The organism is Limimaricola variabilis, from assembly GCF_014195545.1.
Classification (GTDB): domain Bacteria; phylum Pseudomonadota; class Alphaproteobacteria; order Rhodobacterales; family Rhodobacteraceae; genus Limimaricola; species Limimaricola variabilis.
In genome coordinates this window covers 1-22,837 of the sequence record NZ_JACIBX010000018.1, presented here as the reverse complement: position 1 = coordinate 22,837, position 22,837 = coordinate 1, and the positions used below count along the sequence as shown (strand labels likewise).

The following is a 22,837-nucleotide window of genomic DNA, read 5'->3' as shown; positions in this document are numbered from 1 at the left end:
TCGATGCCACGGCTTGCCCCGCCACCGCCCCCCCGCTACCAGCGGGGCGCACGCGCCAAGGGAGATGATCATGCTGTCCTACCAGCACGGCTATCATGCCGGAAACCTCGCCGACGTGCACAAGCACGCGGCGCTGGCCTGGATGCTCGGCTACCTCGCGGCCAAACCCAAGCCGCTGAGCTATCTCGAAAGCCATGCGGGTCGGGCGCTCTACCGGCTCGATGCGGCCGAGGCGGAAAAGACCGGCGAGGCGGCACAGGGCATCCTGCGGGTGCGCGACTGGTTCGCGCCCGACCACCCCTATGCGCAGGTCATCGAGGCGGTGCGCGCCGATCACGGGGCGCAGGCCTATCCCGGCTCGCCGGAAATCGCGGCGCGGCTCTTGCGCGAGACCGACCGGATCGACCTCGCCGAACTGCATCCGCGGGAGCACGCGGCGTTGGCCGCGGCGATGGGCGACCGCGCGCGGACGCATCGTCGCGACGGCATCGAGATGGCCGTGGCGCTGACCCCGCCCGAGCCTCGACGCGGGCTTTTGCTGATCGACCCGAGCTGGGAGATCAAGGAGGACTACCGCGCCATCCCGCAGGCGATGCGCCGCATCGCGCGCAAATGGCCGGTGGGCGTGATCGTGCTGTGGTACCCGATCCTCCGCGATACGCCCCATGCGCCCATGCTGCGCCAGCTGGAGCGCGACATTCCCGAGGGCGTGCGCCACGAGGTGGCCTTTCCGCCCGCCCGGAAGGGGCATGGCATGACCGGCTCGGGGCTGTTCGTGGTCAACCCGCCCTATGGCTTCCACGCGCAGGCACAATGGCTGAGCGATCGCTTCGCCACCCTGGCGCCGCAGCCCTGACCCCTTTCCCGCGAGCCGGGAACCTCTATATTCGCCGCATGTTCGCAGATCTCCTCCGCCGCCTCACCGATCCCGCGCCCGCGCGCCTTCCCGATGCCGATGCCCGGCTCGCGCTCGGCGCGCTGCTGGTGCGGATCGCCCGCGCCGACGGGCATTACAGCCCCGAGGAGGCCCGGCGCATCGACCGCATCCTCGGCGCGCGCTACCGGCTCGACCCCGCCGCCGCGGCGCGGCTGCGCACCGATTGCGAGGTGATGGAGAGCGAGGCCCCCGACACGGTCCGCTTCACCCGCGCGATCAAGGACGCGGTGAGCTACGAGGACCGCGAGGCGGTGATCGAGGCGCTGTGGGAGGTCGTGCTTGCCGATGGCCAGCGCGACGACGAGGAGGACGCGCTGATGCGGATGGTCGCACCGATGCTGGGCGTCTCCGATCCCGACAGCGCCCATGCCCGCCAGCGCGCCGCCGAACGGATGCACAGTTAAGCGGCAGCGTTTTTTTCCGTTGCGTGCGTGACGCCGGGGCAAAGGCCCCGCCCCCGTTGCATTTTCGGTGAAACTGTCCCCTACTCCCTCGTCAGAAAAGGGACATGAGAGCACGTGAGCGACAGCAAGCCGGTCATCGAGATCCGCGATCTGCACAAATCCTATGGATCGCTCGAGGTCCTCAAGGGGGTCGACATCCGTGCGCCCGCCGGCCACGTCGTGTCGATGATCGGCTCCTCAGGGTCGGGCAAGTCGACGCTGCTGCGCTGCTGCAACCTGCTCGAGGACAGCCAGCAGGGCGAGGTGATCTTCGAGGGCGAACCGGTGCGTTGGAAGGGCCAGGGGCTGAACCGTCGTCCCGCCGATCCCAAGCAGGTCACGCGCATCCGCACCAACCTCGCGATGGTGTTCCAGCAGTTCAACCTCTGGGCCCACATGTCGATCCTGCAGAACGTCATGGAAGCGCCGGTGACGGTGCTGGGCCGGCCTCGCGACGAGGTCGAGGCCAAGGCGCGCGAGTATCTCGACAAGGTCGGCATCGGCGACAAGGCCGACGCCTGGCCCGCGCAGCTCTCGGGCGGCCAGCAGCAACGTGCCGCGATCGCCCGCGCGCTGTGCATGGAGCCGCGCGCGCTCCTGTTCGACGAGCCGACCTCGGCGCTCGACCCGGAGCTGGAGCAGGAGGTGGTGCGGGTGATCAAGGATCTGGCCGCGGAAGGCCGCACCATGATCATCGTCACCCATGACATGCGCATGGCGCATGACGTGGCCGACCACGTCGTGTTCCTGCACCAGGGGCTGATCGAAGAGCAGGGCCCGCCCGCCGAGCTGTTCGGCAACCCGAAGTCAGAGCGGCTGCGGCAGTTCCTGTCGCATTCCGCCCCGCACCCGCAGCCCGCCTGAGAGCGGGCACGGCACTATCCCCAACAGGAGACCACCTGACGATGAAGACGCTGATCCTCACGACCGCCGCGCTCGCACTGAGCGCCGGTGCCGCGCTGGCCGAGAGCCACTCGCAGACCGTGCGCCTGGGCACCGAGGGCGCCTACCCTCCGTACAACTTCCTCAACGATGCGGGTGAGGTCGACGGGTTCGAGCGCGAGGTCGGCGACGAGCTGTGCGCGCGCGCCGAGCTGACTTGCGAGTGGGTCACCAACGACTGGGATTCGATCATCCCCAACCTCGTTTCGGGCAACTACGACACGATCATCGCCGGGATGAGCATCACCGACGAGCGTGACGAGGTCATCGACTTCACCCAGAACTACTTCCCGCCCGCGGCGTCGGCCTATGCCGCGCCGTCCGAGGACGTGGATCTCGAGGGCGGGGTGATCTCGGCCCAGGCCACCACGATCCAAGCCGGCCATGTCGCCGACAGCGGCGCCGCGCTGCTGGAATTCGCCACCCCCGACGAGGCGGTCGCCGCGGTGCGCAACGGTGAGGCCGACGCGGTCTTCGCCGACAAGGATTTCCTGGCGCCGATCGTCGAGGCCTCGGGCGGCGAGCTGATGTTTGTGGGCGACGACGTGCCGCTCGGTGACGGCATCGGTGTCGGCCTGCGCGAGAGCGACGGCGAGCTGCGCGACAAGCTCGACGCCGCGATCCAGTCGATGAAGGATGACGGCTCGCTCAACGAGCTGATCCTGAAATGGTTCGGCGAAAACGCCAACACCTTCGAGTGACACTTGACGGGGCGGCCACGCGCCGCCCCGATCGGATCCTTTGATGTTCGCTTCCTGCGCCGATCCCGAAACGCTCTCCGGCCTGAACTGGCTCGCGTGCTACCTCACCACGGGCAAGCACCTCGCCTTCTATGGTGCCTTCGGCACGGTGCTGCTGCTGCTCGCGGTCACCGCACCAGTGGCGCTGCTGTTCGGCTTCGGCGGCGCGGTGGCGGCACGCTCGCGCATCGCGCCGCTGTCCTGGCTGGGACGCAGCTACATCGCGGTGGTGCGCGGCGTGCCCGACATCGCCTTCTTCCTGTTCTTCGTGATCGCGCTCGATCAGGGCATCGAGTGGCTGCGCCACAAGGCGAAATGCCCCGACTGGGACCAGCCGATCCGGCAGGGCAACGACTTCATCGTCTGCGCCGAGGCCAAGATGCCGCTCTCGACCTCGGCCCAATGGGTGCATGAGGTTTACGGCTTCTGGCTCGCCGTCTTCACCTTCGCACTGGTCTTCGGCGCCTTTGCCGCCAACGTGCTGTTCGGCGCGATGCGCGCCGTGCCGCGAGCCCAGATCGAGACCGCGGAGGCCTATGGCATGACCCGCGCGCAGGTGTTCCGCCGCGTGCTTGTGCCGCAGATGTGGGTCTATGCCCTGCCCGGCCTTTCGAACCTGTGGATGGTGCTGATCAAAGCCTCGCCGCTGCTGTTCCTGCTGGGCGTCGAGGACATTGTCTACTGGGCGCGCGAGCTGGGCTCGACCAAGACGCCGCAATTCACCGCCTACCCGCATGGCGACTGGCGGATGTGGTACTTCCTGTTCCTGCTGGTGTTCTATCTCGGCTTCACCCGGATCTCCGAGATCGTGCTCGACCGGATCATGCTGCGCCTGAGCCATGGCCGCGAGACGCTGGCCAACCACGCCCGCACCGGTCCCATCGGCATGAACAAGGCAGGCCCGCCATGAGCTGCTACGACACGATCATGGATTACGGGCTGCGCTCGCTGGGCTATGGCGAGCGGCTGCTGCCGCGCTCGGACTTCACCTTGTGCCAGCAATTCGTGCTGATCGGCTCCGGCATGATCTGGAACGTCTATTTCGGCCTCGTGGCGCTGCTGTCGGGCTTCGTCCTCGCCACCGCGCTGGCGGTGGGCAAGGCGTCGCGCTCGCCTTGGTTCCGCAAGCCGGCCGAATGGACGATCTTCCTGTTTCGCGGCTCGCCGCTCTTCATCCAGTTCTTCTTCGCCTATTTCCTGTTCCTGTCGCTCAAGGGACAGGTTCCGGCCTTCGACGCGCTGACCAGCGCCTGGCTCGGCGCCGCAGTGGTGCTGTTCTTCAACACCGCCGCCTATTCGGGCGAGATCTTCTACGGCGCGCTGCGCTCGGTGCCCAAGGGCGAAATCGAGGCTGCCGACGCCTACGGACTGTCGGGCTGGGCCAAGTTTCGCCGCGTGGTCTGGCCGACCACGCTGCGCCTGGCATGGCCCGCCTACACCAACGAGGCGATCTTCCTGTTCCACGCCACCACGCTGGTGTTCTTCTCGGGCTTCCCGGCTTCGCGGCAGCAGGGCGACGCGCTTTACTATGCGTCCTATTTCGCAGACAAGACATTCAACCCCTTCGTGCCCTACCCCATCCTCGCGGGCTATTTCGTCCTGCTGACGCTGGTGGTCATCGCTGCGATGGGGCTGATCGGGCGCCGTCTCAACCGTCACCTCCCCGATGCCGCGGGCGCCCCGCGACGCGGCGGTCTCAGGACGATTTTCAGATGAGCTGGCTCGACGAGCACCCCGAGGTTCGCAACATCCGCGTCGGCGCCGCCGACCTCAACGGCCAGGCCCGCGGCAAGCGCGTACCGGTCCGCTTCGCCCGCAAGATCGAGGAAGAGGGCACCCGTTTTCCGCTCTCGGTGCTCAATCTCGACATCTGGGGCGAGGACGTCGAGGACAGCCCGCTGGTCTTCGAAATCGGCGACCCGGACGGGGTGCTGAAGCCGACCGAGCGCGGCTACGTTCCGATGCCTTGGCTGTCGATCCCCTCGGCGCTGCTGCCCTTGTGGATGTATACCGAGGCCGGCGAGCCCTTCGACGGCGATCCGCGCCATGCACTGGCGCGGGTGGTCGAGCGCTACAAGGCGCGCGGCCTCAAGCCGGTGGTTGCGACCGAGATGGAATTCTACCTCGTCGACGACAGCGGCAAGGAGATTCGCCAGCCGAAAAGCCCCCGCTCGGGCAAGCGGCGCATGGGCGCCGACATCCTCAGCCTGCGGGCGCTGGACGCCTTCGACATCTTCTTCAATGATCTCTACGACGCCTGCGAGTTGATGGACATCCCGGCCGAGGCAGCGATCTCGGAGGTGGGTCTCGGCCAGTTCGAGGTCAATCTCGTCCACGTGCCCGACGCGCTCAAGGCCGCTGACGACGCTTGGCTGTTCAAGATGCTGGTGCGCGGGCTGGCCCGCAAGCATGGCATGGCGGCGAGCTTCATGGCCAAGCCCTACGAGGAATTCGCGGGCAACGGCCTGCACACGCATTTCTCGGTGCTCGACGAGACCGGCCGCAACATCTTTGCCGATGGCAGCCACGAGGGCACGCCGGTGCTGCGTCACGCCATCGCCGGCTGTCTCAAGGGCATTCCGGACTGCGCGCTGGCCTTCGCGCCGCATGCCAACAGCTACGACCGGCTGGTGCCCGAGAGCCATGCGCCGACCGGCATCTGCTGGGCCTATGACAACCGCACCGCCAGCGTGCGCGTGCCCGGCGGCTCGCCCATGGCGCGCCGGATCGAGCATCGCGTTGCCGGCGGCGACGTGAACCCCTATCTCTTCCTCGCCGCGGTGCTCGGCGCCGCGCTGGTGGGCATCGAGGACGCGATGACCCCGCCGCCGCCGATCGTCGGCAACGCCTACGAGCAGGAGATGGCGCAGATCCCGCAGACCTGGGGAGCCGCGATCGACGCCTTCGAGGCCTCGCCGCTGGTCAAGCGGATCTTTCCGCAGCTCCTGATCGACAATCTGGTGATGACCAAGCGGCAGGAGCTGCACTACATGGCGGAGTTGAGTCCCGATCAGCAGCTCGAGCTCTATCTCGACACTGTGTGACCGGCTTGCCGAGCGGGGCTGCGGGGACTAGCTTCGGGCCATCCACAAACACGGTGCTTCATGCAGATCGGCATTCTTGAGACCGGCCACGCGCCAGACGCGCTGCGCCCGGAACTCGGCGACTATTCGGACCTGTTCGAGCGGCTCCTCGGGGGGCACGGCTTCGCCTTTCGTCGCTTCGACGTCGAGGCGATGGAATTCCCGGGGGGCGCCGACGCCTGCGACGGCTGGTTGATCACCGGCTCGAAGCATGGCGCCTACGAGGATCACCCCTTCATCGCCCCGCTCGAAGAGCTGATCCGCGAGATCCACGCGCAGCGGATCCCGCTCGTCGGCGTCTGCTTCGGGCACCAGATCATCGCCCAGGCACTGGGCGGCCGGGTGGAGAAATTCGCCGGCGGCTGGTCGGTGGGCCGCAAGAGCTATGATTTCGAAGGCCGCGAGATCGCGCTCAACGCCTGGCATCAGGACCAGGTGGTGACGCTGCCCGAAGGGGCGCGGGTCTGCGCGAGCAACGATTTCTGCGCGCATGCGGCGCTGGCCTGGGGGGATCACGTCTTCACCATCCAGCCCCACCCCGAGTTTGGGTCGCGCTTCATCGAGGGGCTGGCCACCACCCGCGCCATAGGCGTGGTGCCGCAGGACCAGATCGATTACGCGCTCGCCAATCTCGACAAGCCGGTCGATGCCGACATCCTGGCCGACCGCATGGCGCGCGTTTTGAAGGGGGCTGCATGAGCTGGCTCGACGAGATCCCGGAAGCCGCCCGCCTCTATCTCGACCAGCATCGCCTCGACGAGGTGGAATGCGTGATCGCCGACCTGCCGGGCATCGCCCGCGGCAAGGCGGTCCCCGCCGCCAAGTGGGAGCGCCAGCAGTTCTTCCACCTGCCCAACTCGATCTTCTTCCAGACCATCACCGGTGACTGGGGCGAGGCGGCGGGGCCGGAGGGCTTCGTCGAGCCGGACATGATCCTCAAGCCGGATCTCTCGACCACCACCGCCGCACCGTGGGCCGCCGACGGCACGCTACAGGTGATCCACGACGCCTTCGATCAGAAGGGCCGACCGGTGGGCTGCTCGCCGCGCAACGTGCTCAAACGCGTGGTCGATCTCTACAAGGCCGAGGGATGGACCCCGGTGGTCGCGCCGGAAATGGAATTCTACCTGGTCGGCCGCAACGTCGACCCGGCCAAAGCGATCGAACCGATGATGGGCCGCACCGGTCGCCCGGCCGCCGCGCGGCAGGCCTATTCGATGACCGCCGTCGACGAATACGGCCCGGTGATCGACGACATCTACGAATATGCCGAGATCCAGGGCTTCGAGATCGACGGCATCACCCAGGAGGGCGGCGCCGGCCAGCTGGAGATCAACCTGCGCCATGGCGACCCGGTCAAGCTCGCCGACGAGGTGTTCTACTTCAAGCGGCTGATCCGCGAAGCCGCGCTCAAGCATGACTGCTTCGCCACCTTCATGGCCAAGCCGATCGAGGGCGAGCCGGGCTCGGCCATGCATGTCCATCACTCGATCATCGACGCCAAGGGGCGCAACCTCTTCACCGGCCCGCAGGGCGGCGAGACCGACGCCTTCTTCAACTTCATCGGCGGGTTGCAGGAACACATGCCGAGCGTGATCGCGATGATCGCGCCCTATGTGAACTCCTTCCGCCGCTACGTGCGCGACCACGCCGCCCCGATCAACCTCGAATGGGGCCGCGACAACCGCACCACCGGCATTCGCGTGCCGATCTCGCCGCCGCAAGCGCGCCGCGTCGAGAACCGTTTGGCGGGCATGGACTGCAACCCCTATCTCTGCATCGCCGCTTCGCTGGCCTGCGGGTATCTGGGCATGAAGAACGAGATCTGGCCCGACAAGCGGTTCCGCGGCGACGCCTACGAGGCCGCCGACGAGATCCCGCAGGGGCTTTATGCGGCGCTCGACCTGTTCGACGGGGCCAAGGAGCTGCACGAGGTGCTGGGGCCGGAATTCGTGCGCGTCTACTCGATCGTAAAGCGGGCCGAATACAACGAGTTCCTGCAGGTCATCAGCCCTTGGGAGCGCCAGCACCTGCTGCTCAACGTATGAACCCGCTCTACCGTAACGACCGCCCCGGCCAGATGCCGCGCAGCTGGTACGTGGCCTCGGCAGCGCCCGCGGCCGACCGCGATCCGCTCGACGCCGACCGGCGCTGCGATCTCGCCATCGTCGGCGCGGGCTTCACCGGGCTCTGGGCCGCGTTGACGGCGGCGCGGGCCGGGCTCGACGTCGTCGTGCTCGACGCCCATCGCGCAGGCTTCGGCGCCTCGGGGCGCAATGGCGGCCAGGTCGGATCGGGTTTCAACAAAGGGCAGCTCTGGCTCGAGGACAAGCTCGGCACCGGCCCCGCGCGGCAGCTCTGGGATCTGGCCGAAGAGGCCAAGCGGCAGCTGCGCGACTTCTGCGACGCACATGCGCCCGAGGCCCGGTTCCTTCCCGGCGTGGTGCATGGCGCCTATTCCGAGAAGGAGGCGGCGGGCGACCGGGCCGAGGCCGAGCACCTGTCGAAGCGCTACTGCTATGACGCGATCCGGCCGCTCGGGCGCGACGAGATCCGCGACATCGTCAGGACGGAGGCCTATCACGGCGGGCTGATCGACGAAGGCGCAGGCCACCTTCACCCGCTGCGCTACGCCCGGGCGCTGGCCCGCGAGGCGGAAAAGGCGGGCGCCACGATCCACGAGTTGACCGAAGTGACGCGGGTCGAGCGGGGCACCCCTGCGGTGCTGCACACGCCACGTGCCAAGGTGACCGCCGATCACGTGATCCTCGCCGGCAATGGCTACCTGCCCGGCATCATGCCCGAGGTCGCGGCCCGAGTGATGCCGATCAACAGCTTCATCGCCGCGACCGAGCCCTTGGGCGAGCGCTGGCGCGAAGTGCTGAGCCGCGACATCGCCGTGGCCGATTCCCGTTTCGTGGTGAATTACTACCGGATGACCGAGGATCGCCGTTTCCTCTTCGGCGGGCGCGAAAGCTACTCTATCGGCTTCCCGACCGACATCACCTCCGCACTGCGCGGCCGGATGGAGAGCTTGTTTCCGCAGCTTGCGGACGTGCGCATCGACAATGTCTGGGGCGGAACGCTGGGTATCACCATGTCGCGGCTGCCGTCGCTGCAGCGCATCGGGCCCAACATCCTGTCGGGCGCGGGCTTCTCCGGCCATGGCGTGGCGCTGTCGGGCATGGCCGGTCGGGTGATGGCCGAGGCTGTGGCGGGACAAGCCGACCGTTTCGACACCTTCGCCACCCTGCCCGTCCCCCCGTTTCCGGGCGGCGGCCGCTTCCGCGCGCCGCTGCTGACGCTGGCGATGACCTGGTACGCGCTGCGCGACCGGCTCGGGGTCTGATCCCTCCGCGGCCGGTCGGCGGGCATGGGCGACATTGCCTCATGACCCGCCCGAGACTTGGCTCTAGCCCTGCGCCACGGCGAGGCAGTCGCGGTAAAGCCGTACTGCCTCGTCCTCGCCGATCTCGACATCCGCGAAGCGCAGGGCCGTGCCCTTGGCCACCGCGCGGCGCAGCGTGACCCCCTGCGCCAGCCCGATCGGCAGTACCTCGTCGTGCGCCGCCCGGGTGGCGGGCATGACCCGACCCCAGACGGTGTAGCCACCTTCACCGTCGAGCCGGTCGCCGGGGCCGAGATCCTGCTTGGCGATGGCGGCGACCGTCGCGTGAAAGCCCAGCGGCGCTCCGGTGGCCTCGCTCCTGAGCGCCGCCGACAGCACCGAGGTCGCAAGTTCCAGGCCGATCATGTGAAACGGCCGGTACATCGCGGCATAGCGCCCGGTCGCGTCGGTCGGCAGGCCGTATTGCGCGAAGCAGGCGGCGGCGTAGTCGCTCTGCGCCTCGATCACCACGTAGACGCCCCAGCGCAGATCCCGGAACACCGGCCGCCCATCGCGTTCGAGGCTTGAAACCACCTCGACCATGCCAGACCTCTCCAGCTGCCCGCCGATCTCGCGCGGGCGCAGCACGCGGGCGAGATCATCCGCGCCGCAAGGCGGGAAGGCCAGCCCCTCTTCGGGCACCGAAAGCCCGGTGGCATTGGCGATCGCCGCCGCCTCGATCGCGCTCTTGGTGCCGTCGAGAAAGGAGTTGAACATCTGCGGGTTCATCCCCGCCTTCTTCGCCTCCTCGGCCGTCAGACCGTAGTGCTCCCAGACCGCGTCGGGCGTCACCTCATGATAGCTCGGCAGGTATTTCGTCCCCTTGCCCGCCGCGACGACCCGGAACCCGTTCGAGCTGGCCCAATCGACCATCTCGCAGACCAGCGCCGGCTGGTCGCCGAAGGCCATGGAGTAGACCACCCCCGCTTCGGCGGCACGGCGCGCCAGCACGGGGCCGGCCAGTACGTCGGCCTCGACATTGACCATCACCACGTGCCGCCCCGCCGCAATCGCCGCCTGCGCGTGGCGGATGCCCGCGCGCGGATGGCCAGTGGCCTCGATCACCACCTCGACCCCGTCCATCGCCGCCAGCTCCGCACCGTCGGTGACGAAGTGCGTGGCCGCGATCCGCGCCTCGTCCCAGCCGACCTCGCGGCAGGCGGCGCGGGAGCGCTCGGGGTCGAGATCGGCGATCGCCGCCACCTCCAGCCCTTCGACATGCGGCACCTGCGCCAGGAACATCGAGCCGAACTTGCCCGCGCCGATCAGGCCGGCGGTGACGGGCCGCCCCTCGGCCGCGCGCGCCGCGCAGAGCTTCGCCAGATTCATGGATGCCTCTCCTTCTCCCTGTGCGCAGTGAAGGCGAAAACCTGGGCGGGGTCCATGCATCCCGTCATGGGGCCAGAGGAGGGCCTGCCCCTGTGTATGCCCAGTCCAACACGGCGTGCGTCCGAGTATAAAAACGGCGCTCCGCCCGTCAGAATTCCGACGCCCAGACCCGTTCCAGCGTCTGCAGGGCGAGGGCCAGGCTGGGCTCTTCCATGCGCGACGTTGCCACCGAGAAACCGAGCGTGGCCGGCAGGCGATGTTCGCCGACGATGGTCATCCCCCGGACCTGGTTCTCGTGCAGGGCGATCGCCTCCCGGCAGAGGCTCAGCCCCACGCCGGAGCGGACCATGGCCAGCATCGAGGGTTCCTGATCCACGAGCGCGACCCGGTTCTGCACGACACCGGCCTCTTCGAACCGACGATCGAGCAGCCGCGAATGGATCGAACGGGGCGGCGTCCCGATCCAGGGCAGCCGCGCCAGCCCGGTCCAATCCAGCCCGGCGGTGCGGCGCTGCCAGCCAGCGGGTGCCAGGATGCGGTAGGCAAAGCTGGTAAGTGGTCGGAACAGCAGGTCCGTGGCGAGCGCCGATCCGCCAAAGGCCGTCCCCTGCACTGCCCCGGGATCCTCGAGCATGAAGCCGGCATCGATCTCGCCCCGGTCGAGCCGCACCGGCACGTCGCCGCTCATACCCTGAACCAGCTCAGTCCGTAGCTCCGGCGCCGCTTCGAGCAGCCCCGCGAGAAAGCTTCCGAGCCGGATGAAGTCGGGATCGATGATGGTCCCGATCCGCAGCGTGCCGCGCACGCTGCCGGTCATCCGTCGCGCTGTCTGGCCTAGTTCATCGACCGCTTTAAGCACCTGCTCGGCCTTCTTCAGCAGCATTTCGCCATCTGGCGTCAGGTCGAGGCCCTTGGCGGTGCGGCGGAACAGCTCCAAACCGGCCTCCTCGGCGAGCCGCTTGAGCTGCAGGCTCACGGCCGGCTGGGTCAGGTGCAGCCGCTCGGCCGCGCGGGAGACGTTGCCCTCGCGCGCCACGGTGACGAAGGACCGCAAGGTCCGCAGATCGGCGAGTGGCCTCATAAATCCGGCTTATAATGATCGGGTCTATTAGTCATTGGATTTTGCCGGCCGAGCGGCGCATCGCTTGATGCAGCAACCGAATGGGCGGCCTGCGCTGGGAGTGAGCAGCGGACGGCCCTCGGCGAGGAGAGGGAAATCGAATGACGCGTGACTGCTTCGACCACATCGTCGTCGGCGCTGGCTCGGCCGGTTGTCTGCTCGCCAACCGGCTCAGCCGTGACCCTGGGCGGCGCGTGCTGCTGCTCGAGGCGGGCAAGCGCGACAACCATCCCTGGATCCATATCCCGGCCGGCTATCTCTACTGCATCGGCAACCCGCGCACCGATTGGCTCTACCAGACCGCGCCCGAGGCCGGGCTGAACGGGCGCTCCTTACGCTATCCGCGCGGCAAGGGGCTGGGCGGCTGCTCCTCGATCAACGGCATGATCTACATGCGCGGCCAGGCGCGGGACTACGATAACTGGGCCCGGCTTACCGGCGATGACGACTGGAGCTGGGACAAGGCGCTGCCGGACTTCATGGCGCATGAGGATCACTACCGGCGCGACGGCGGGGCCGATCCGGCGACCGGGCATAACGGTCGCTTCTCCGACCTGCACGGCCATGGCGGCGAATGGCGGGTGGAGAAGCAGCGTCTGCGCTGGGACGTGCTCGAGGATTTCGCCACCGCCGCCACGCAGGCAGGCATACCGCGGAGCGACGATTTCAACACCGGCGACAATGGCGGCGTCGGCTATTTCGACGTGAACCAGAAGAACGGCTGGCGCTGGAACGCGGCCAAGGCCTTCCTGCGCCCCGCGAAGGGACGGGCCAACCTCGTGATCTGGACCGAGGCGCAGGTCGAACGGCTCGTCTTCGAGACCGGCGCCGACGGCCGGCCGCGCTGCAGCGGCGCAGTGGTGCGGCGCGGCGGCGAAACGGTGACGGTGCAGGCCAGTCGCGAGGTCATCCTCTCGGCCGGGGCGATCGGCTCGCCGCAGATCCTGCAGCTGTCCGGCATCGGCCCGGCCGCGCAGTCGAAAGCGCACGGGATCGAGGTGAGGCAAGACCTGCCCGGCGTCGGCGAGAACCTGCAGGACCACCTGCAGATCCGCGCCGTCTACAAGGTGAAGGGCGCGAAGACGCTGAACACGCTGGCCGGCAGCCTGTTCGGCAAGGCGCGGATCGGCCTCGAATACGCGCTCAGGCGCTCCGGGCCGATGAGCATGTCGCCCAGCCAGCTCGGCGCCTTCACCCGCTCCGAGCCGGAGCGGGCGCATCCCAACCTCGAATACCACGTCCAACCGCTCAGTCTCGACGCCTTCGGCGAGCCGCTGCACGGCTTTCCGGCGATCACCGCGAGCGTGTGCAACCTGAACCCCACCAGCCGGGGCGCGGTGCGGATCCGCTCAGCCCGCTGCGAGGACGCGCCGCTGATCGCACCGAACTACCTCGCCACCGAGGAGGACCGTCGGGTCGCGGCCGCCAGCCTGCGGCAGGTGCGTGAAATCCTGTCGCAGCCCGCGATGGCGAAATACGCGCCCGAGGAGTGGAAGCCCGGCCCGCAATACCAGACCGACGCGGAGCTGGCCCGCCTCGCCGGCGACATCGCCAACACCATCTTCCACCCGGTCGGCACCGCAAAGATGGGCCGCGCCGACGATCCGATGGCGGTGGTCGACTCGCGGCTCAGGGTGCGGGGCGTAGACGCGCTGCGGGTCGTGGATGCCAGCGTCATGCCCGAGATCACCAGCGGCAACACCAGCGCGCCCACGATGATGATCGCCGAAAAGGCGGCGCGCTGGATCCTCGAAGACGCCTGAAGGCCCGGCCGCCGCAGGGCATGTTCTTCAGCCGGCGGCGGCCTCCTCGACCAGCCAGTCACGGAAGGCCCGCGCCTGCGGCGGCTGATACTGGCCGCGGGCGCTGACCACGTAGAACGCCTCGGAGGTCGGCGCCTCGACATCGAAGGGTGCCACGAGCCCGCCTTCGGCCAGGGCGCCTGCGACCAGCGAGGTCCGGCCCAGCGCGATCCCGTGACCGCGTTCGGCCATTTCGAGCGCGGTGATCAGCGTGTCGAACTGCATCCCGTGCGAGGCGTCGAGATGGGTGAGCCCGGCACGCCGGAGCCAGTAGCCCCAGCCTTCCTCGTATCCGATGACATGCAAAAGAGTGTTGGCGGTCAGCGCCTCGTCCATGCTCTGCGCCGCGACGCCCCGGGCCAGTTCCGGGCTGCAGACCGGCATCAACGAGTCCCAGGTCAGCCGATCGGCGTCGAGACCCGGCCAGTTGCCCTTGCCGTAACGGATGTCGAGCTGGGCCGCGACCTTCTCGTGCTCGGTCAGCCAGATGTTGCTGTTGAAGCGCAGGCCAATATCTGGGTGCCGGGCGCGGAACCGCGCCAGCCGCGGCGCGAGCCATCGGGTGAAGAACACCAGGTTGACCCGGACCGTGAGCAACCGTCCGCGTCCCTCCCCGAAGATCTCGTTGGTGGCGGCGGCGAGCCGCTCCATCGCCTCGTGCACGGCGGGGAGATACGCCTTGCCGGTCTCGGTCAGCTCAAGACTGCGCGGCAGCCGGTTGAACAGGCTGGCGCCGAGATGCGCTTCGAGTCCCTTGATCTGCTGGCTGATCGCGGCCTGCGTCATGTTGAGCTCCGCCGCCGCCCGCGTGAAGCTCATGAGACGCGCGGCCGCCTCGAAGGAGCGCAGCCAGTTCAGTGGCGGCGTGTTCTTCTTGCGTGCCATGAATTCGACACCCCTCCCCTCGTCCCCACCCAGACGCTCGGCCAAGCGCGCTGCGAGCGCAACCCGCAACCGCCGCCCCCGGCAGATGGCAAGGCCCGGACCTTTGACCGGTCCGGGCCGCCGCAGTCGCGGATGAAACCCTCGGGCAGGCTCAGCTCGGCAGGAACTCCCGGCTCCAGCCGAGGCCCGCCACGTTGGTCTCGATCAACCGGGCGATCTCGGGCTCCTCGTAGCCGATGCTGCCGAGTACTTCGCGGGTCGAATGTCCCCAGCGCTCGGGGAGCGAGATCGCGCGGATCCGCGAATTCTCAGGCCGGATCGCGTAGTGGTCGATCTGGGTGACGGTATGCCCGCTCGGGTGATCGCGGTGGATCGTGAAGGCAAAGCTGCCGAGATCCGTCCCGACCCGATCGTCGGCATCGCGGGCATGCATCTCACGCAGCTTCTCGATCGACATCGGCTCGGCGGCCGCGATGTCGGCCGCGCGCAGGCGTTCGGCCCAGTCGGCGGCAGGCGCCGTGCGGAAAGCCTCGGACAGGAAGGCGCCGATATCGTTTGTGCCGGCGATGCCTTCGAGACCGGGCACCTGGTCGAGCAGCGGCACCTCGTCGAAATGGGAGTCGAGGAAAAGCCAGCCCTCCGCAGTCTCGTAGAAGCGCGACATCACGCCATTGCCGAGCACGCCGCGGCCCGAGGGCTCGTCGAAGGGCGCGCGCCCCTCGTAGTCGAAGGCGAAGGGGATCTGCGCGAGGTTAGTGACCGCCGAGAGCGAGGTCCGCGACCGCGACACGGCGCCGGTCCGCTGCTTGCGGTAGAGCGCCACCGCCACGCTGAGCCCGGCGGCAAAGCCGCAGTTCACATCGAGCGTGCCGAGATGGGCGTGCTCCTCGGGCGTGTCGACCCCGCCGAAGCGGCTCATGATACCGCTATGGGCCTGGATGATGTCGTCATAGCCGATGTAGTTGCTCTTGGGTCCCGGCAGGGGGCCGCCGAGGCAATCGAGCCGGCAGAACAGCACGCCGGGGTGCAGCGCCTGCAGCGCCGCGTGATCGAGGCCCAGCCCGGCGAGCTGTCGCTCGGCGGCGTTGATCACCACGACATCGACCGAGCGCACCAAGCGGTTGAAGATTTCGCGCCCTTCCGGCGTGGTCATGTCGGCCAGCGCGCTGCGTTTGCCCATGCCGGTCTGGAAGGTGAACAGCGTGCCGATCAGAGGATCATAGAGCGGCTTCACCGGGTCGAGCTTGATTACCTCGGCGCCGAAACGGGCGAGGAAGGCGGTCGAATGCGGGCCGGCGATGACGTTGGTGAGGTCGAGCACCCGCACCCCGTCGAGCCAGCCGCCCGAGCCCTCGGGGGCGATCGCATCACCGGTCGGACGGGTGATCGTCTCCGCTGCCTCCACCGCGGCCAGCTCGGCCAGCGCCTCGTCGAAGCCGACCTCGCGGCGCGGGCGCGGAGTCACCATCAGATGCGCGCAATCCTCCATCCAGACCACCGGGCCGGGCTGCTTCATCAGCCCGTACTGCGGATCCTCGACCTCGACGATTAGCTTGGCGGTGTTGGTATGCTCCATGTTCACCCATTCCTGGGTGGTGCGGTGCGGCGCGCCGGGGATCTTGCCCTCGCCAAAGATCCGGCCCCATTCCTCCGAGGTCTTGGTGAGGAAGACGCGCTTCATCTTGGCCGAGATGATGTCGGCCCACTTCTTCGGCAGCGGATAGACCCCGATCGAGGTCTCGCCCTTCCACTCGCTGACCGGCGCGTGCAGATCCTCGACCTCGGGCAGGCCCTCCGCCAGCAGCTCCTCGTAGAGACCCATCGCTTCCAGCGCGCGCTTGGCATGGTTGCGGTGCGAGGGGCAGACGCAGTAGAAGTAGCGACCATCGGCGCACAGATAGGTGCGGTAGAACGGGTCGAGATACTCCTGCAGATCCTCGTAGCTCAGATCCATCGGGATGCCCGCGGCGCGGCGGCGCTCGATCTCGGTCTCGCGCATGGTCTTGTAGCGCTCGGGCAGCCCGTCGATGACGTAGGAGTTGTAGGACAGCCCCTCCATCAGCGCCGCGACGACCGGTACCTCGATGCTGTCACCGCGCCCGGTGCGCTCGCGCGCCTGCAGCGCCAGCGCCACCGAACCGGCGGCCAAGGTCGAGGCATAGGCCGAGCCCAGCGGCAGCGGCGAGAAGCTCGGGTTGAGACCCATCAGCACGCGGTTGAAGCCCATGTCGGTGAAGGCACCGGCCGTGGCGGCGATCACCGCCTCGGTGGCCTTCCATTCGCGCCGCAGCGTGTCGTTGCTGGCAAAGCCCGGCACCGACAAGGTGATCAGCTCGGGGCGCGCGGCGCGCAGCGCGGCGAAATCGATGCCGGCCGCCTTCATTGCGCCGGGGCGGTCGCTTTCGATCACGATGTCGGCGCGGGCGATCAGCGCATGCGCCTGTGCGAGGCCTTCCGCCTGCCGAAGGTCGAGCCGCAGGCAGAGCTTGTTGCGGTTGAGCACGGCATTGGCCGGGTGATCCCACAGCGGCCCGTCGATCGGATCGACATGCACGACCGTGGCGCCGAGATCGGCGAGGATCATCGCGACCGCCGGTCCGGCGATCTGCTGCCCGAAATCGACGACCCTGACACCGTTCAGGGGCAACTTGTTGGTGGCTTCCATTTCGACCTCCCGCCGAGGAATTCTGATCCATGAGACAATCCGCAATTCCTCCTTCGCGGGCCGCGTTGCGGCCGCGTCGGGTGTCGTCGAATTCGGAAAACCTCTCTGGCATCGGTATCCGCCATGAGCCGAATTCGAACAAAGGAAATAAATTCGCTCTGAGGCCTCAGAAAATTTATCGACATGCCAAGGGTGCACCGGCGCTCACTTTCCGCATGCCGCGGCAGGCGCCATCTCACGCAAACGGAAGGGCCCCCCGCTTGCGCGGGAGGCCCCGTTCCAGCTTCTCAATCCGCGCTATTCGGCGGCGGTCAGCACGACCTCCGAAGCGACGAGACCCTGACGCATCCGCAGCGAATCCCGCCAGATCGCCTTGATCAGCGCCAGCCCCATCAGCACCATCACGAGGCTGAAGGGCAGTGCGCCGATCACCATCGCCATCTGGATCGCGCCGAGGCCCCCGGCCATGATCAGGCCGCCCACCACCAGCGCCAGCGCCGTGCCCCAGAAGACGATATGGGGGCGCGATTTCGGGCCCTCGTCACCCGCCGCGGCGATGGTGTTGATGATCAGCACCGCGCTGTCGGCCGTGGTCACGAGGAAGGTCAGCAGCAACACCACCACCACGATCGACAGCAGATAGGCCAGCGGGCCGTTCAGGATCACGCCCAGCATGGCGAAGAGCTGATCCGCCTGCCCTGCTTCGGCGATCGCTCCCTGGGCCACCCCCGACAGCTCGAGGTCGATCGCCGTGCCGCCGACGATGGCGAACCAGACGAAGCACATGAAGGCCGGGATGATGATCGCGCCGAGGACGAATTCACGCACCGTGCGCCCCTTGGAGATACGGGCCAGGAACAGCCCGACGAAAGGCGCGAACGCGATCCACCAGGCCCAGTAGAAGATGGTCCAACCGCGTTGCCAGGCCGCCAGCGCATCGCCGGTCTCGGTGCCGTCCTCGACCCAGACCGCGAAGAGGTTGCCGGGCATCGATGCGAGATAGTCGAAGACGCCGACGAAGAGCGTCGTCAGGCCGAACCAGGTCGAGCCCAAGGCCACGAAGAACAGCAGCAGGAACAGGCTCAGTACCATGTTCAAGTTGGAGAGCCACTTGATGCCCTTGCCGACGCCCGAGAGCGCCGACAGCGTCGACAGCCCCATGATCACCGCGAGCGAGACGACGATACCCATGGCTGAGGTCGATTTGGTGCCGTCCGCGGCCACCGTGTAGAGCCAGTCGCCAACCCCGATCCGCCACAGTCCGGAGACGAACTGTTCGGAGCCGAAGCCCAGCGTCTGCGACACGCCCAGCACCGTGGCGACCACCGCGAAGATGTCGACGGCGTGGCCGAGCGGTCCGGACATGGCCCGGCCGAAGAGCGGCGTCAGCGCCGAGCGGATCGTCAGCGGCAGGCCGCGACGATAGCAGAAATAGGCCAGCGCCAGTCCGACGATGGCATAGGCCGACCAGGCGGCAATGCCCCAATGGGTAAAGGACCAGACATAGGCCTCGCGCACGTTGCCGGCGGTGCTGCCCTCGGTGAGCCCCATGATCGTGCTGGGGTTCTTGGCGAAGTGATACATCGGCTCGGCGGTGGCAAAGGTCAGCATGCCGACCCCGATGCCAGCCCCGAACATCATCGAGAACCACGAGAAGTTGGAGAATTCCGGCCGATCGCCCTCGCGCCCGAGCTTCAGGCGTCCGGATGCCGGCAGCAGTGCCAGTCCGACGCAAAGCAGGAAGAAGAAGGCCGTCACGTAGACGTACCAGTAGTTGAAGCTGGCGAGGATGAAGGCGTTGAACGCCCCGAGAATGGCGGCGGCATGCTCGGGAAAGGCGATGGCCCACAAAATGAGGGCACCGACGATCACCTTTGCGGTGACCGCCACGTCCTTGGCAAAGCCGCGGTAGAAGCCGGAGTCCGCGACCCGGATCGGCAGCTCGGTCAGTGGTGGTTTCATGGGCATCAGATCTCCTCCCGTAGATCTCGTGAATGTCGTCTCGCCTCTGCCGGACCCGCGCGGCAGGCTCCTCCCTGCCTGCCGGCGCAGCCAACCGCAGCGCGCAATCCTTTCCCTATCGGCGCACGCTCGCGGAGCGGACGCGGCCGTCTGCTCTGGCCGGTTCGTGGGGTCGAACAGGTCAGGTCACCTGTTTTGTCAGCAGACTCATTTTCGGTAGAAACGCGCCCATTTGCGCGCTGGGGCATTCGATTTAGAAACGTGCCGGCTGCCCTCGCTCCGAGAATGAAACTGCACAATTCCTGCGCCCGAACTTAATTTTGGTCAAAACAGAAAAAACAAGCCTGAGCCTGCGCTGCACTTATTCGTCCCGCAGGTAGGATTGTCTTCCGCCCTACAATCAACGGATGAATTGGGATGGCCCGACGACAGATGCTGCTGAGTCCGACCGATCCTTCGGTCATGTTTCTGAGTGCAGGCCGAACTGCGGTCTCGAAATTCGGAAGTCTGACTATCGGCTGGCCCTCAGTACCGCGTTACTCCCTCGACACCACGGAGACCGAGCCGTTGCGCTCGATATAGGCCAGCGGCACGTCCTCCACCCGTCGATATCCTTGCCCGCGGATCTTCTGTTCGAGATCGCGCCTGCCCATATGCGCGCGGCGCAGGGCTGCTTCGTCCACCTTGCCGTCACGGATGATCTCGAGCGGCCGACCCTTGAGCAGCCGCGACGCCCAATCGCTCCTCATCGCCAGCATGCCCATGCCGATCCAGAGCGCGGCCAGCACGATGCAGGCCACGAAGGTCGGACCGATCGCCGCGTTGCCGGTCAGGGCCCGGCTCAGGCTCGAACCGATGAGCAGGGTCAGCACCAGATCAATGACCGTGGTATCGGCCAGCGACTTGCGCGGCAGCAGCCGGAAAAGCGCGACCGCGAAAAGGAACACCAGTATCGCCCGCAGGCCGACCTGCAGGGCCGTGAGGTCGGAGGAGGCATCCCCCAGAAGATTCGTCAGGTCCATGTCATTCACCTAGAGCGACGCGCCTGTCGGCCCACCGGCGCCGGTCGAACGCTCCCGACAACCCAAGCCCATCGAACCGGCCACCCTTGGCATCTCCGGTTGAAAACAGGTCGTTGCGACATTCGGGATAGGCCGCTTCTCATTCGTCCAGTGGCGCAATCCCACCTCATGCGGTACGCACGAAGGAGAGCCGAAGAACCGATACCGCGGAAAGGGACCGGCATGATCGTCGAGCGCAACCAAGTCGTCGTTTCCGGCCAGCCCCAGGGACGGCCCATCGTCTTCGTTCATGGGTTCGGCTGCGATCAGTCGATGTGGCGCCAGGTCGCTCCGTCGTTCGAGGCGGAGATGCGGGTCGTGACCTACGACCTGACCGGAATGGGCCGCTCGGACCTCTCGGCCTATGACATGAGGCGCTATGCCGATCTCGAGGCACATGCCGAGGACCTGCTTTCGATCCTGAAGGAGCTCGATCTCCGGGATGCTGTGATCGTCGGCCATTCGATCGGCGCGACGATCGCGCTCCTTGCCGCCAACCAAGCGCCCGAGCGGGTGTCGCGGCTCGTGTTCGTCTCCCCCACCCCCTCCTTCCTGGAGGATCAGGCGCATGGCTACCACGGCGGGTTCTCCGCCGCGGATCTGGGCGAGCTGATAAGCTTTCTCGACGAGAACCATCTCGGCTGGTCGGCCCAGCTGGCGCCGACCATCGCGGGCCAGCCGGCCGGCGAGCCGGCTACGGAAGAGCTGACGCAGAGCTTTTGCCGCACCGATCCCGCCATCGCCCAGCATTTCGGGCGGGTCACCTTCTTTGCCGATCGCCGGTCGGAATTCGAGCAGGCCGCCCGGCCGGCGCTGATCATCCACTGCAGCAACGACGCGCTGGTGCCGATGCAGGTCGCCGACTGGATGCGCGAGAACGTGCCCGGCGCGACCCTGAAGGTGTTGGATGCGACCGGACATACCCCGCACATGACCGTCCCTTCGGAGGTGACCGCCGCGATACGTGAGTTTCTCGAGGATATTTGATGGCGAAGGACGCCGGTGACGAGCGACTCCAGACCCTCGCCGAAATGGTCGAGGACGCGCCTTGCGGGATGGTCGTCACCGATCCGGACGGGCGGCTGCGCTATGTCAACGAGACCCTGAGCCGGTGGCTCGGACTGCCGGCGGCGCCGGCCGACCGCCCCTCCCGGCTGCCGGAGCTGATGACCCTGCCGGGGCAGCTCTATTACGAGACGCACCTGGCCCCGATGATGCGCCTTCAGGGTTTCGCGCGCGAGATTTCCTGCTCCCTCAAGGTCAGGGACGGCGCGCCGCTGCCGGTGCTGCTCAGCGGGGTCACCCGCTACGATACGGCGGGCGACCCCGTCCGCTTCGACTACACCATCTTCGATGCCCGCGAGCGCCGGATCTACGAGGACGAGCTTCGCAGCGCCCGGCGCAAGGCCGAGGAACTCGCCGCGATCGTGCGCACCTCCCCGAACGCCATACTGAGCGTCGATCAGTCCGGCTGCATCAGCAGTTGGAACGCGGGCGCGGAACGGCTCCTCGGCCAATCTCTCGAAACCGTTCTGGGGCACCCGGTCCAGGAGGCCGTTCGTTTCGACGAGCAGCCGCACTGGTTCGATGACGCCGTGGAGGCCTGCAGGGCGGCCGAGGAAGTCACCTTCGAGACCACCTCTTCGCAGGGCCATCACTTCGAGATCACGGTGGCCCCGATAGACGAACAGGAACCCCTCCCAGCGACGCGGCACTATTCCGTCGTGCTGCGCGACATCTCCAAGCGCAAGCGGGCGGAGCGCCGCCTTCAGATGGCGCTGGGCGAAATGAAGCATCGGGTGAAGAACACGCTCGCGGTGGTTTCGGGCATCGCCCGGCAGACCCTGCCCGCCGAGGTGTGCCACGGCTTCATCGCCCGCCTGCATGCGCTTTCGCGCGCGCATGACGCGCTGGCGTCAGAAGATCAGAAGGGCGCGGATCTGCGCGACCTGCTCGCCTTCACCGCAGAGGAGGCGGGCGGCCGCGAGCGTTTCCGCATCACGGGACCGAGCGTCGTCCTGCCGCCGCATCAGGCGACGAGCCTGTCGATGGCGCTTCATGAACTCGCGACGAACGCTCTGAAATACGGCGCGCTCTCTCAGCCCGGAGGGCATGTCTCGGTCGGGTATGAGCAGGACGAAGCGGGCCAGGTCCGCTTTGTCTGGCAGGAGAAGGACGGCCCCCCTGTCACCCCGCCGACCCGCCGGGGCTTCGGCAGCAAGATGATCAATTCCGTGGTCAAATCCGACCTCTCGGCCCAGGTGGATTTCGACTACCGGCCCGACGGCGTTCGCTGCGAAATCCTGTTCACTCCAGGCGAGGCGGAGTAATTAGCGGCGCGTAGGTTCGACCGGTTGTCCCTCCGACGCTGACGCCGCAGGGCTTGCTAGGCTCAGGACCCATTGATCTTGATGAGGCTGCGTGATTCAGGCTCCCCGAGGAGCATGATCAATGAGCAACCTTTTCTGGCTGACGACCGA

19 protein-coding genes are annotated in these 22,837 nt (G+C 67.4%); 13 read left to right on the top strand and 6 right to left on the bottom strand.

The features are described 5' to 3' along the window. The first annotated feature begins 70 nt into the window (after positions 1-70). The 10 genes from FHS00_RS16195 (at position 71) to FHS00_RS16150 (ending at position 9,494) form a co-directional block, all read left to right on the top strand. On the top strand, positions 71-856 hold the full coding sequence (locus FHS00_RS16195; protein WP_183475140.1) for a 23S rRNA (adenine(2030)-N(6))-methyltransferase RlmJ: 786 nt from the start codon (positions 71-73) through the stop codon (positions 854-856). Positions 857-894: 38 nt separating this feature from the next. Next, positions 895-1,341: a tellurite resistance TerB family protein gene (locus tag FHS00_RS16190; protein WP_183475139.1), complete on the top strand. Its 447-nt coding sequence runs from the start codon at positions 895-897 to the stop codon at positions 1,339-1,341. 114 nt (positions 1,342-1,455) lie between these two features. Further along, a complete protein-coding gene (locus tag FHS00_RS16185; protein WP_183475138.1) occupies positions 1,456-2,244 on the top strand; it encodes an ABC transporter ATP-binding protein in 789 nt (262 codons plus the stop codon). 41 nt (positions 2,245-2,285) lie between these two features. Next, positions 2,286-3,023, top strand: a complete 738-nt coding sequence (locus FHS00_RS16180; protein ID WP_183475137.1) for a transporter substrate-binding domain-containing protein — start codon at positions 2,286-2,288, stop codon at positions 3,021-3,023. Between the two features lie 43 nt (positions 3,024-3,066). Beyond that, positions 3,067-3,972, top strand: coding sequence for an ABC transporter permease (locus FHS00_RS16175; protein WP_183475136.1), 906 nt, complete (start codon positions 3,067-3,069; stop codon positions 3,970-3,972). Then, positions 3,969-4,778 (top strand): ABC transporter permease, encoded by an 810-nt coding sequence (locus tag FHS00_RS16170; protein ID WP_183475135.1) that lies wholly within the window; start codon positions 3,969-3,971, stop codon positions 4,776-4,778. The genes FHS00_RS16175 and FHS00_RS16170 overlap by 4 nt, the downstream gene beginning before the upstream one ends. Continuing rightward, the gene (locus FHS00_RS16165; RefSeq protein ID WP_183475134.1) at positions 4,775-6,106 is read left to right on the top strand and encodes a glutamine synthetase family protein; all 1,332 of its coding nucleotides are present in this window, start codon (positions 4,775-4,777) and stop codon (positions 6,104-6,106) included. Before FHS00_RS16170 ends, FHS00_RS16165 begins: the two co-directional genes overlap by 4 nt. 60 nt (positions 6,107-6,166) lie before the next feature. Beyond that, entirely contained in the window at positions 6,167-6,844 is a 678-nt protein-coding gene (locus tag FHS00_RS16160; protein WP_183475133.1) for a type 1 glutamine amidotransferase, read from the top strand. Continuing rightward, complete coding sequence (locus FHS00_RS16155; RefSeq protein ID WP_183475132.1) at positions 6,841-8,193, top strand: glutamine synthetase family protein; 1,353 nt, start codon at positions 6,841-6,843, stop codon at positions 8,191-8,193. The genes FHS00_RS16160 and FHS00_RS16155 overlap by 4 nt, the downstream gene beginning before the upstream one ends. After that, positions 8,190-9,494 (top strand): NAD(P)/FAD-dependent oxidoreductase, encoded by a 1,305-nt coding sequence (locus tag FHS00_RS16150; protein ID WP_183475131.1) that lies wholly within the window; start codon positions 8,190-8,192, stop codon positions 9,492-9,494. Before FHS00_RS16155 ends, FHS00_RS16150 begins: the two co-directional genes overlap by 4 nt. Positions 9,495-9,557: 63 nt before the next feature. Here FHS00_RS16150 and FHS00_RS16145 read toward each other — a convergent pair whose 3' ends face one another. Both FHS00_RS16145 and FHS00_RS16140 read right to left on the bottom strand, forming a co-directional pair. Further along, positions 9,558-10,862: an NAD(P)H-dependent oxidoreductase gene (locus FHS00_RS16145; RefSeq protein ID WP_183475130.1), complete on the bottom strand. Its 1,305-nt coding sequence runs from the start codon at positions 10,860-10,862 to the stop codon at positions 9,558-9,560. 148 nt (positions 10,863-11,010) lie between these two features. Then, the gene (locus tag FHS00_RS16140) at positions 11,011-11,943 is read right to left on the bottom strand and encodes a LysR family transcriptional regulator (protein ID WP_183475129.1); all 933 of its coding nucleotides are present in this window, start codon (positions 11,941-11,943) and stop codon (positions 11,011-11,013) included. A 140-nt stretch (positions 11,944-12,083) separates the two neighbouring features. Between FHS00_RS16140 and FHS00_RS16135 the strand changes: the two genes are divergently transcribed. Then, entirely contained in the window at positions 12,084-13,745 is a 1,662-nt protein-coding gene (locus FHS00_RS16135) for a GMC family oxidoreductase (protein ID WP_183475128.1), read from the top strand. A 27-nt stretch (positions 13,746-13,772) separates the two neighbouring features. On the opposite strand, the gene gcvA is transcribed toward FHS00_RS16135, so the two are convergent. From gcvA to FHS00_RS16115, 4 genes are all read right to left on the bottom strand, one after another. Then, positions 13,773-14,669 (bottom strand): transcriptional regulator GcvA, encoded by an 897-nt coding sequence (gene gcvA / locus FHS00_RS16130; protein ID WP_183475127.1) that lies wholly within the window; start codon positions 14,667-14,669, stop codon positions 13,773-13,775. A 151-nt stretch (positions 14,670-14,820) separates the two neighbouring features. After that, a complete protein-coding gene (locus FHS00_RS16125; protein WP_183475126.1) occupies positions 14,821-17,334 on the bottom strand; it encodes a CoA transferase in 2,514 nt (837 codons plus the stop codon). A 297-nt stretch (positions 17,335-17,631) separates the two neighbouring features. After that, complete coding sequence (locus tag FHS00_RS16120; RefSeq protein ID WP_183475125.1) at positions 17,632-19,302, bottom strand: BCCT family transporter; 1,671 nt, start codon at positions 19,300-19,302, stop codon at positions 17,632-17,634. A gap of 530 nt (positions 19,303-19,832) precedes the next feature. Beyond that, positions 19,833-20,318 carry a DUF421 domain-containing protein gene (locus FHS00_RS16115; protein WP_183475124.1) on the bottom strand — a complete coding sequence of 162 codons (486 nt, stop codon included), beginning with the start codon at positions 20,316-20,318 and terminating at the stop codon, positions 19,833-19,835. 222 nt (positions 20,319-20,540) lie between these two features. Between FHS00_RS16115 and FHS00_RS16110 the strand changes: the two genes are divergently transcribed. Together FHS00_RS16110 and FHS00_RS16105 are read left to right on the top strand one after the other, a co-directional pair. Beyond that, complete coding sequence (locus tag FHS00_RS16110; RefSeq protein ID WP_183475123.1) at positions 20,541-21,344, top strand: alpha/beta fold hydrolase; 804 nt, start codon at positions 20,541-20,543, stop codon at positions 21,342-21,344. Next, complete coding sequence (locus tag FHS00_RS16105; RefSeq protein WP_183475122.1) at positions 21,344-22,687, top strand: sensor histidine kinase; 1,344 nt, start codon at positions 21,344-21,346, stop codon at positions 22,685-22,687. Before FHS00_RS16110 ends, FHS00_RS16105 begins: the two co-directional genes overlap by 1 nt. The last annotated feature ends 150 nt before the right edge of the window (positions 22,688-22,837 follow it).

What these genes read in the sequence shown, in the direction of transcription:
- FHS00_RS16195 (WP_183475140.1), top strand. Translation starts at nt 71, where the DNA reads ATGCTGTCCTACCAGCACGGCTATCATGCCGGAAACCTCGCCGACGTG.
- FHS00_RS16190 (WP_183475139.1), top strand. Translation starts at nt 895, where the DNA reads ATGTTCGCAGATCTCCTCCGCCGCCTCACCGATCCCGCGCCCGCGCGC.
- FHS00_RS16180 (WP_183475137.1), top strand. Translation starts at nt 2,286, where the DNA reads ATGAAGACGCTGATCCTCACGACCGCCGCGCTCGCACTGAGCGCCGGT.
- FHS00_RS16175 (WP_183475136.1), top strand. Translation starts at nt 3,067, where the DNA reads ATGTTCGCTTCCTGCGCCGATCCCGAAACGCTCTCCGGCCTGAACTGG.
- FHS00_RS16170 (WP_183475135.1), top strand. Translation starts at nt 3,969, where the DNA reads ATGAGCTGCTACGACACGATCATGGATTACGGGCTGCGCTCGCTGGGC.
- FHS00_RS16165 (WP_183475134.1), top strand. Translation starts at nt 4,775, where the DNA reads ATGAGCTGGCTCGACGAGCACCCCGAGGTTCGCAACATCCGCGTCGGC.
- FHS00_RS16160 (WP_183475133.1), top strand. Translation starts at nt 6,167, where the DNA reads ATGCAGATCGGCATTCTTGAGACCGGCCACGCGCCAGACGCGCTGCGC.
- FHS00_RS16155 (WP_183475132.1), top strand. Translation starts at nt 6,841, where the DNA reads ATGAGCTGGCTCGACGAGATCCCGGAAGCCGCCCGCCTCTATCTCGAC.
- FHS00_RS16150 (WP_183475131.1), top strand. Translation starts at nt 8,190, where the DNA reads ATGAACCCGCTCTACCGTAACGACCGCCCCGGCCAGATGCCGCGCAGC.
- FHS00_RS16145 (WP_183475130.1), bottom strand. Translation starts at nt 10,862, where the DNA reads ATGAATCTGGCGAAGCTCTGCGCGGCGCGCGCGGCCGAGGGGCGGCCC.
- FHS00_RS16140 (WP_183475129.1), bottom strand. Translation starts at nt 11,943, where the DNA reads ATGAGGCCACTCGCCGATCTGCGGACCTTGCGGTCCTTCGTCACCGTG.
- FHS00_RS16135 (WP_183475128.1), top strand. Translation starts at nt 12,084, where the DNA reads ATGACGCGTGACTGCTTCGACCACATCGTCGTCGGCGCTGGCTCGGCC.
- gcvA (WP_183475127.1), bottom strand. Translation starts at nt 14,669, where the DNA reads ATGGCACGCAAGAAGAACACGCCGCCACTGAACTGGCTGCGCTCCTTC.
- FHS00_RS16125 (WP_183475126.1), bottom strand. Translation starts at nt 17,334, where the DNA reads ATGGAAGCCACCAACAAGTTGCCCCTGAACGGTGTCAGGGTCGTCGAT.
- FHS00_RS16120 (WP_183475125.1), bottom strand. Translation starts at nt 19,302, where the DNA reads ATGCCCATGAAACCACCACTGACCGAGCTGCCGATCCGGGTCGCGGAC.
- FHS00_RS16115 (WP_183475124.1), bottom strand. Translation starts at nt 20,318, where the DNA reads ATGGACCTGACGAATCTTCTGGGGGATGCCTCCTCCGACCTCACGGCC.
- FHS00_RS16110 (WP_183475123.1), top strand. Translation starts at nt 20,541, where the DNA reads ATGATCGTCGAGCGCAACCAAGTCGTCGTTTCCGGCCAGCCCCAGGGA.
- FHS00_RS16105 (WP_183475122.1), top strand. Translation starts at nt 21,344, where the DNA reads ATGGCGAAGGACGCCGGTGACGAGCGACTCCAGACCCTCGCCGAAATG.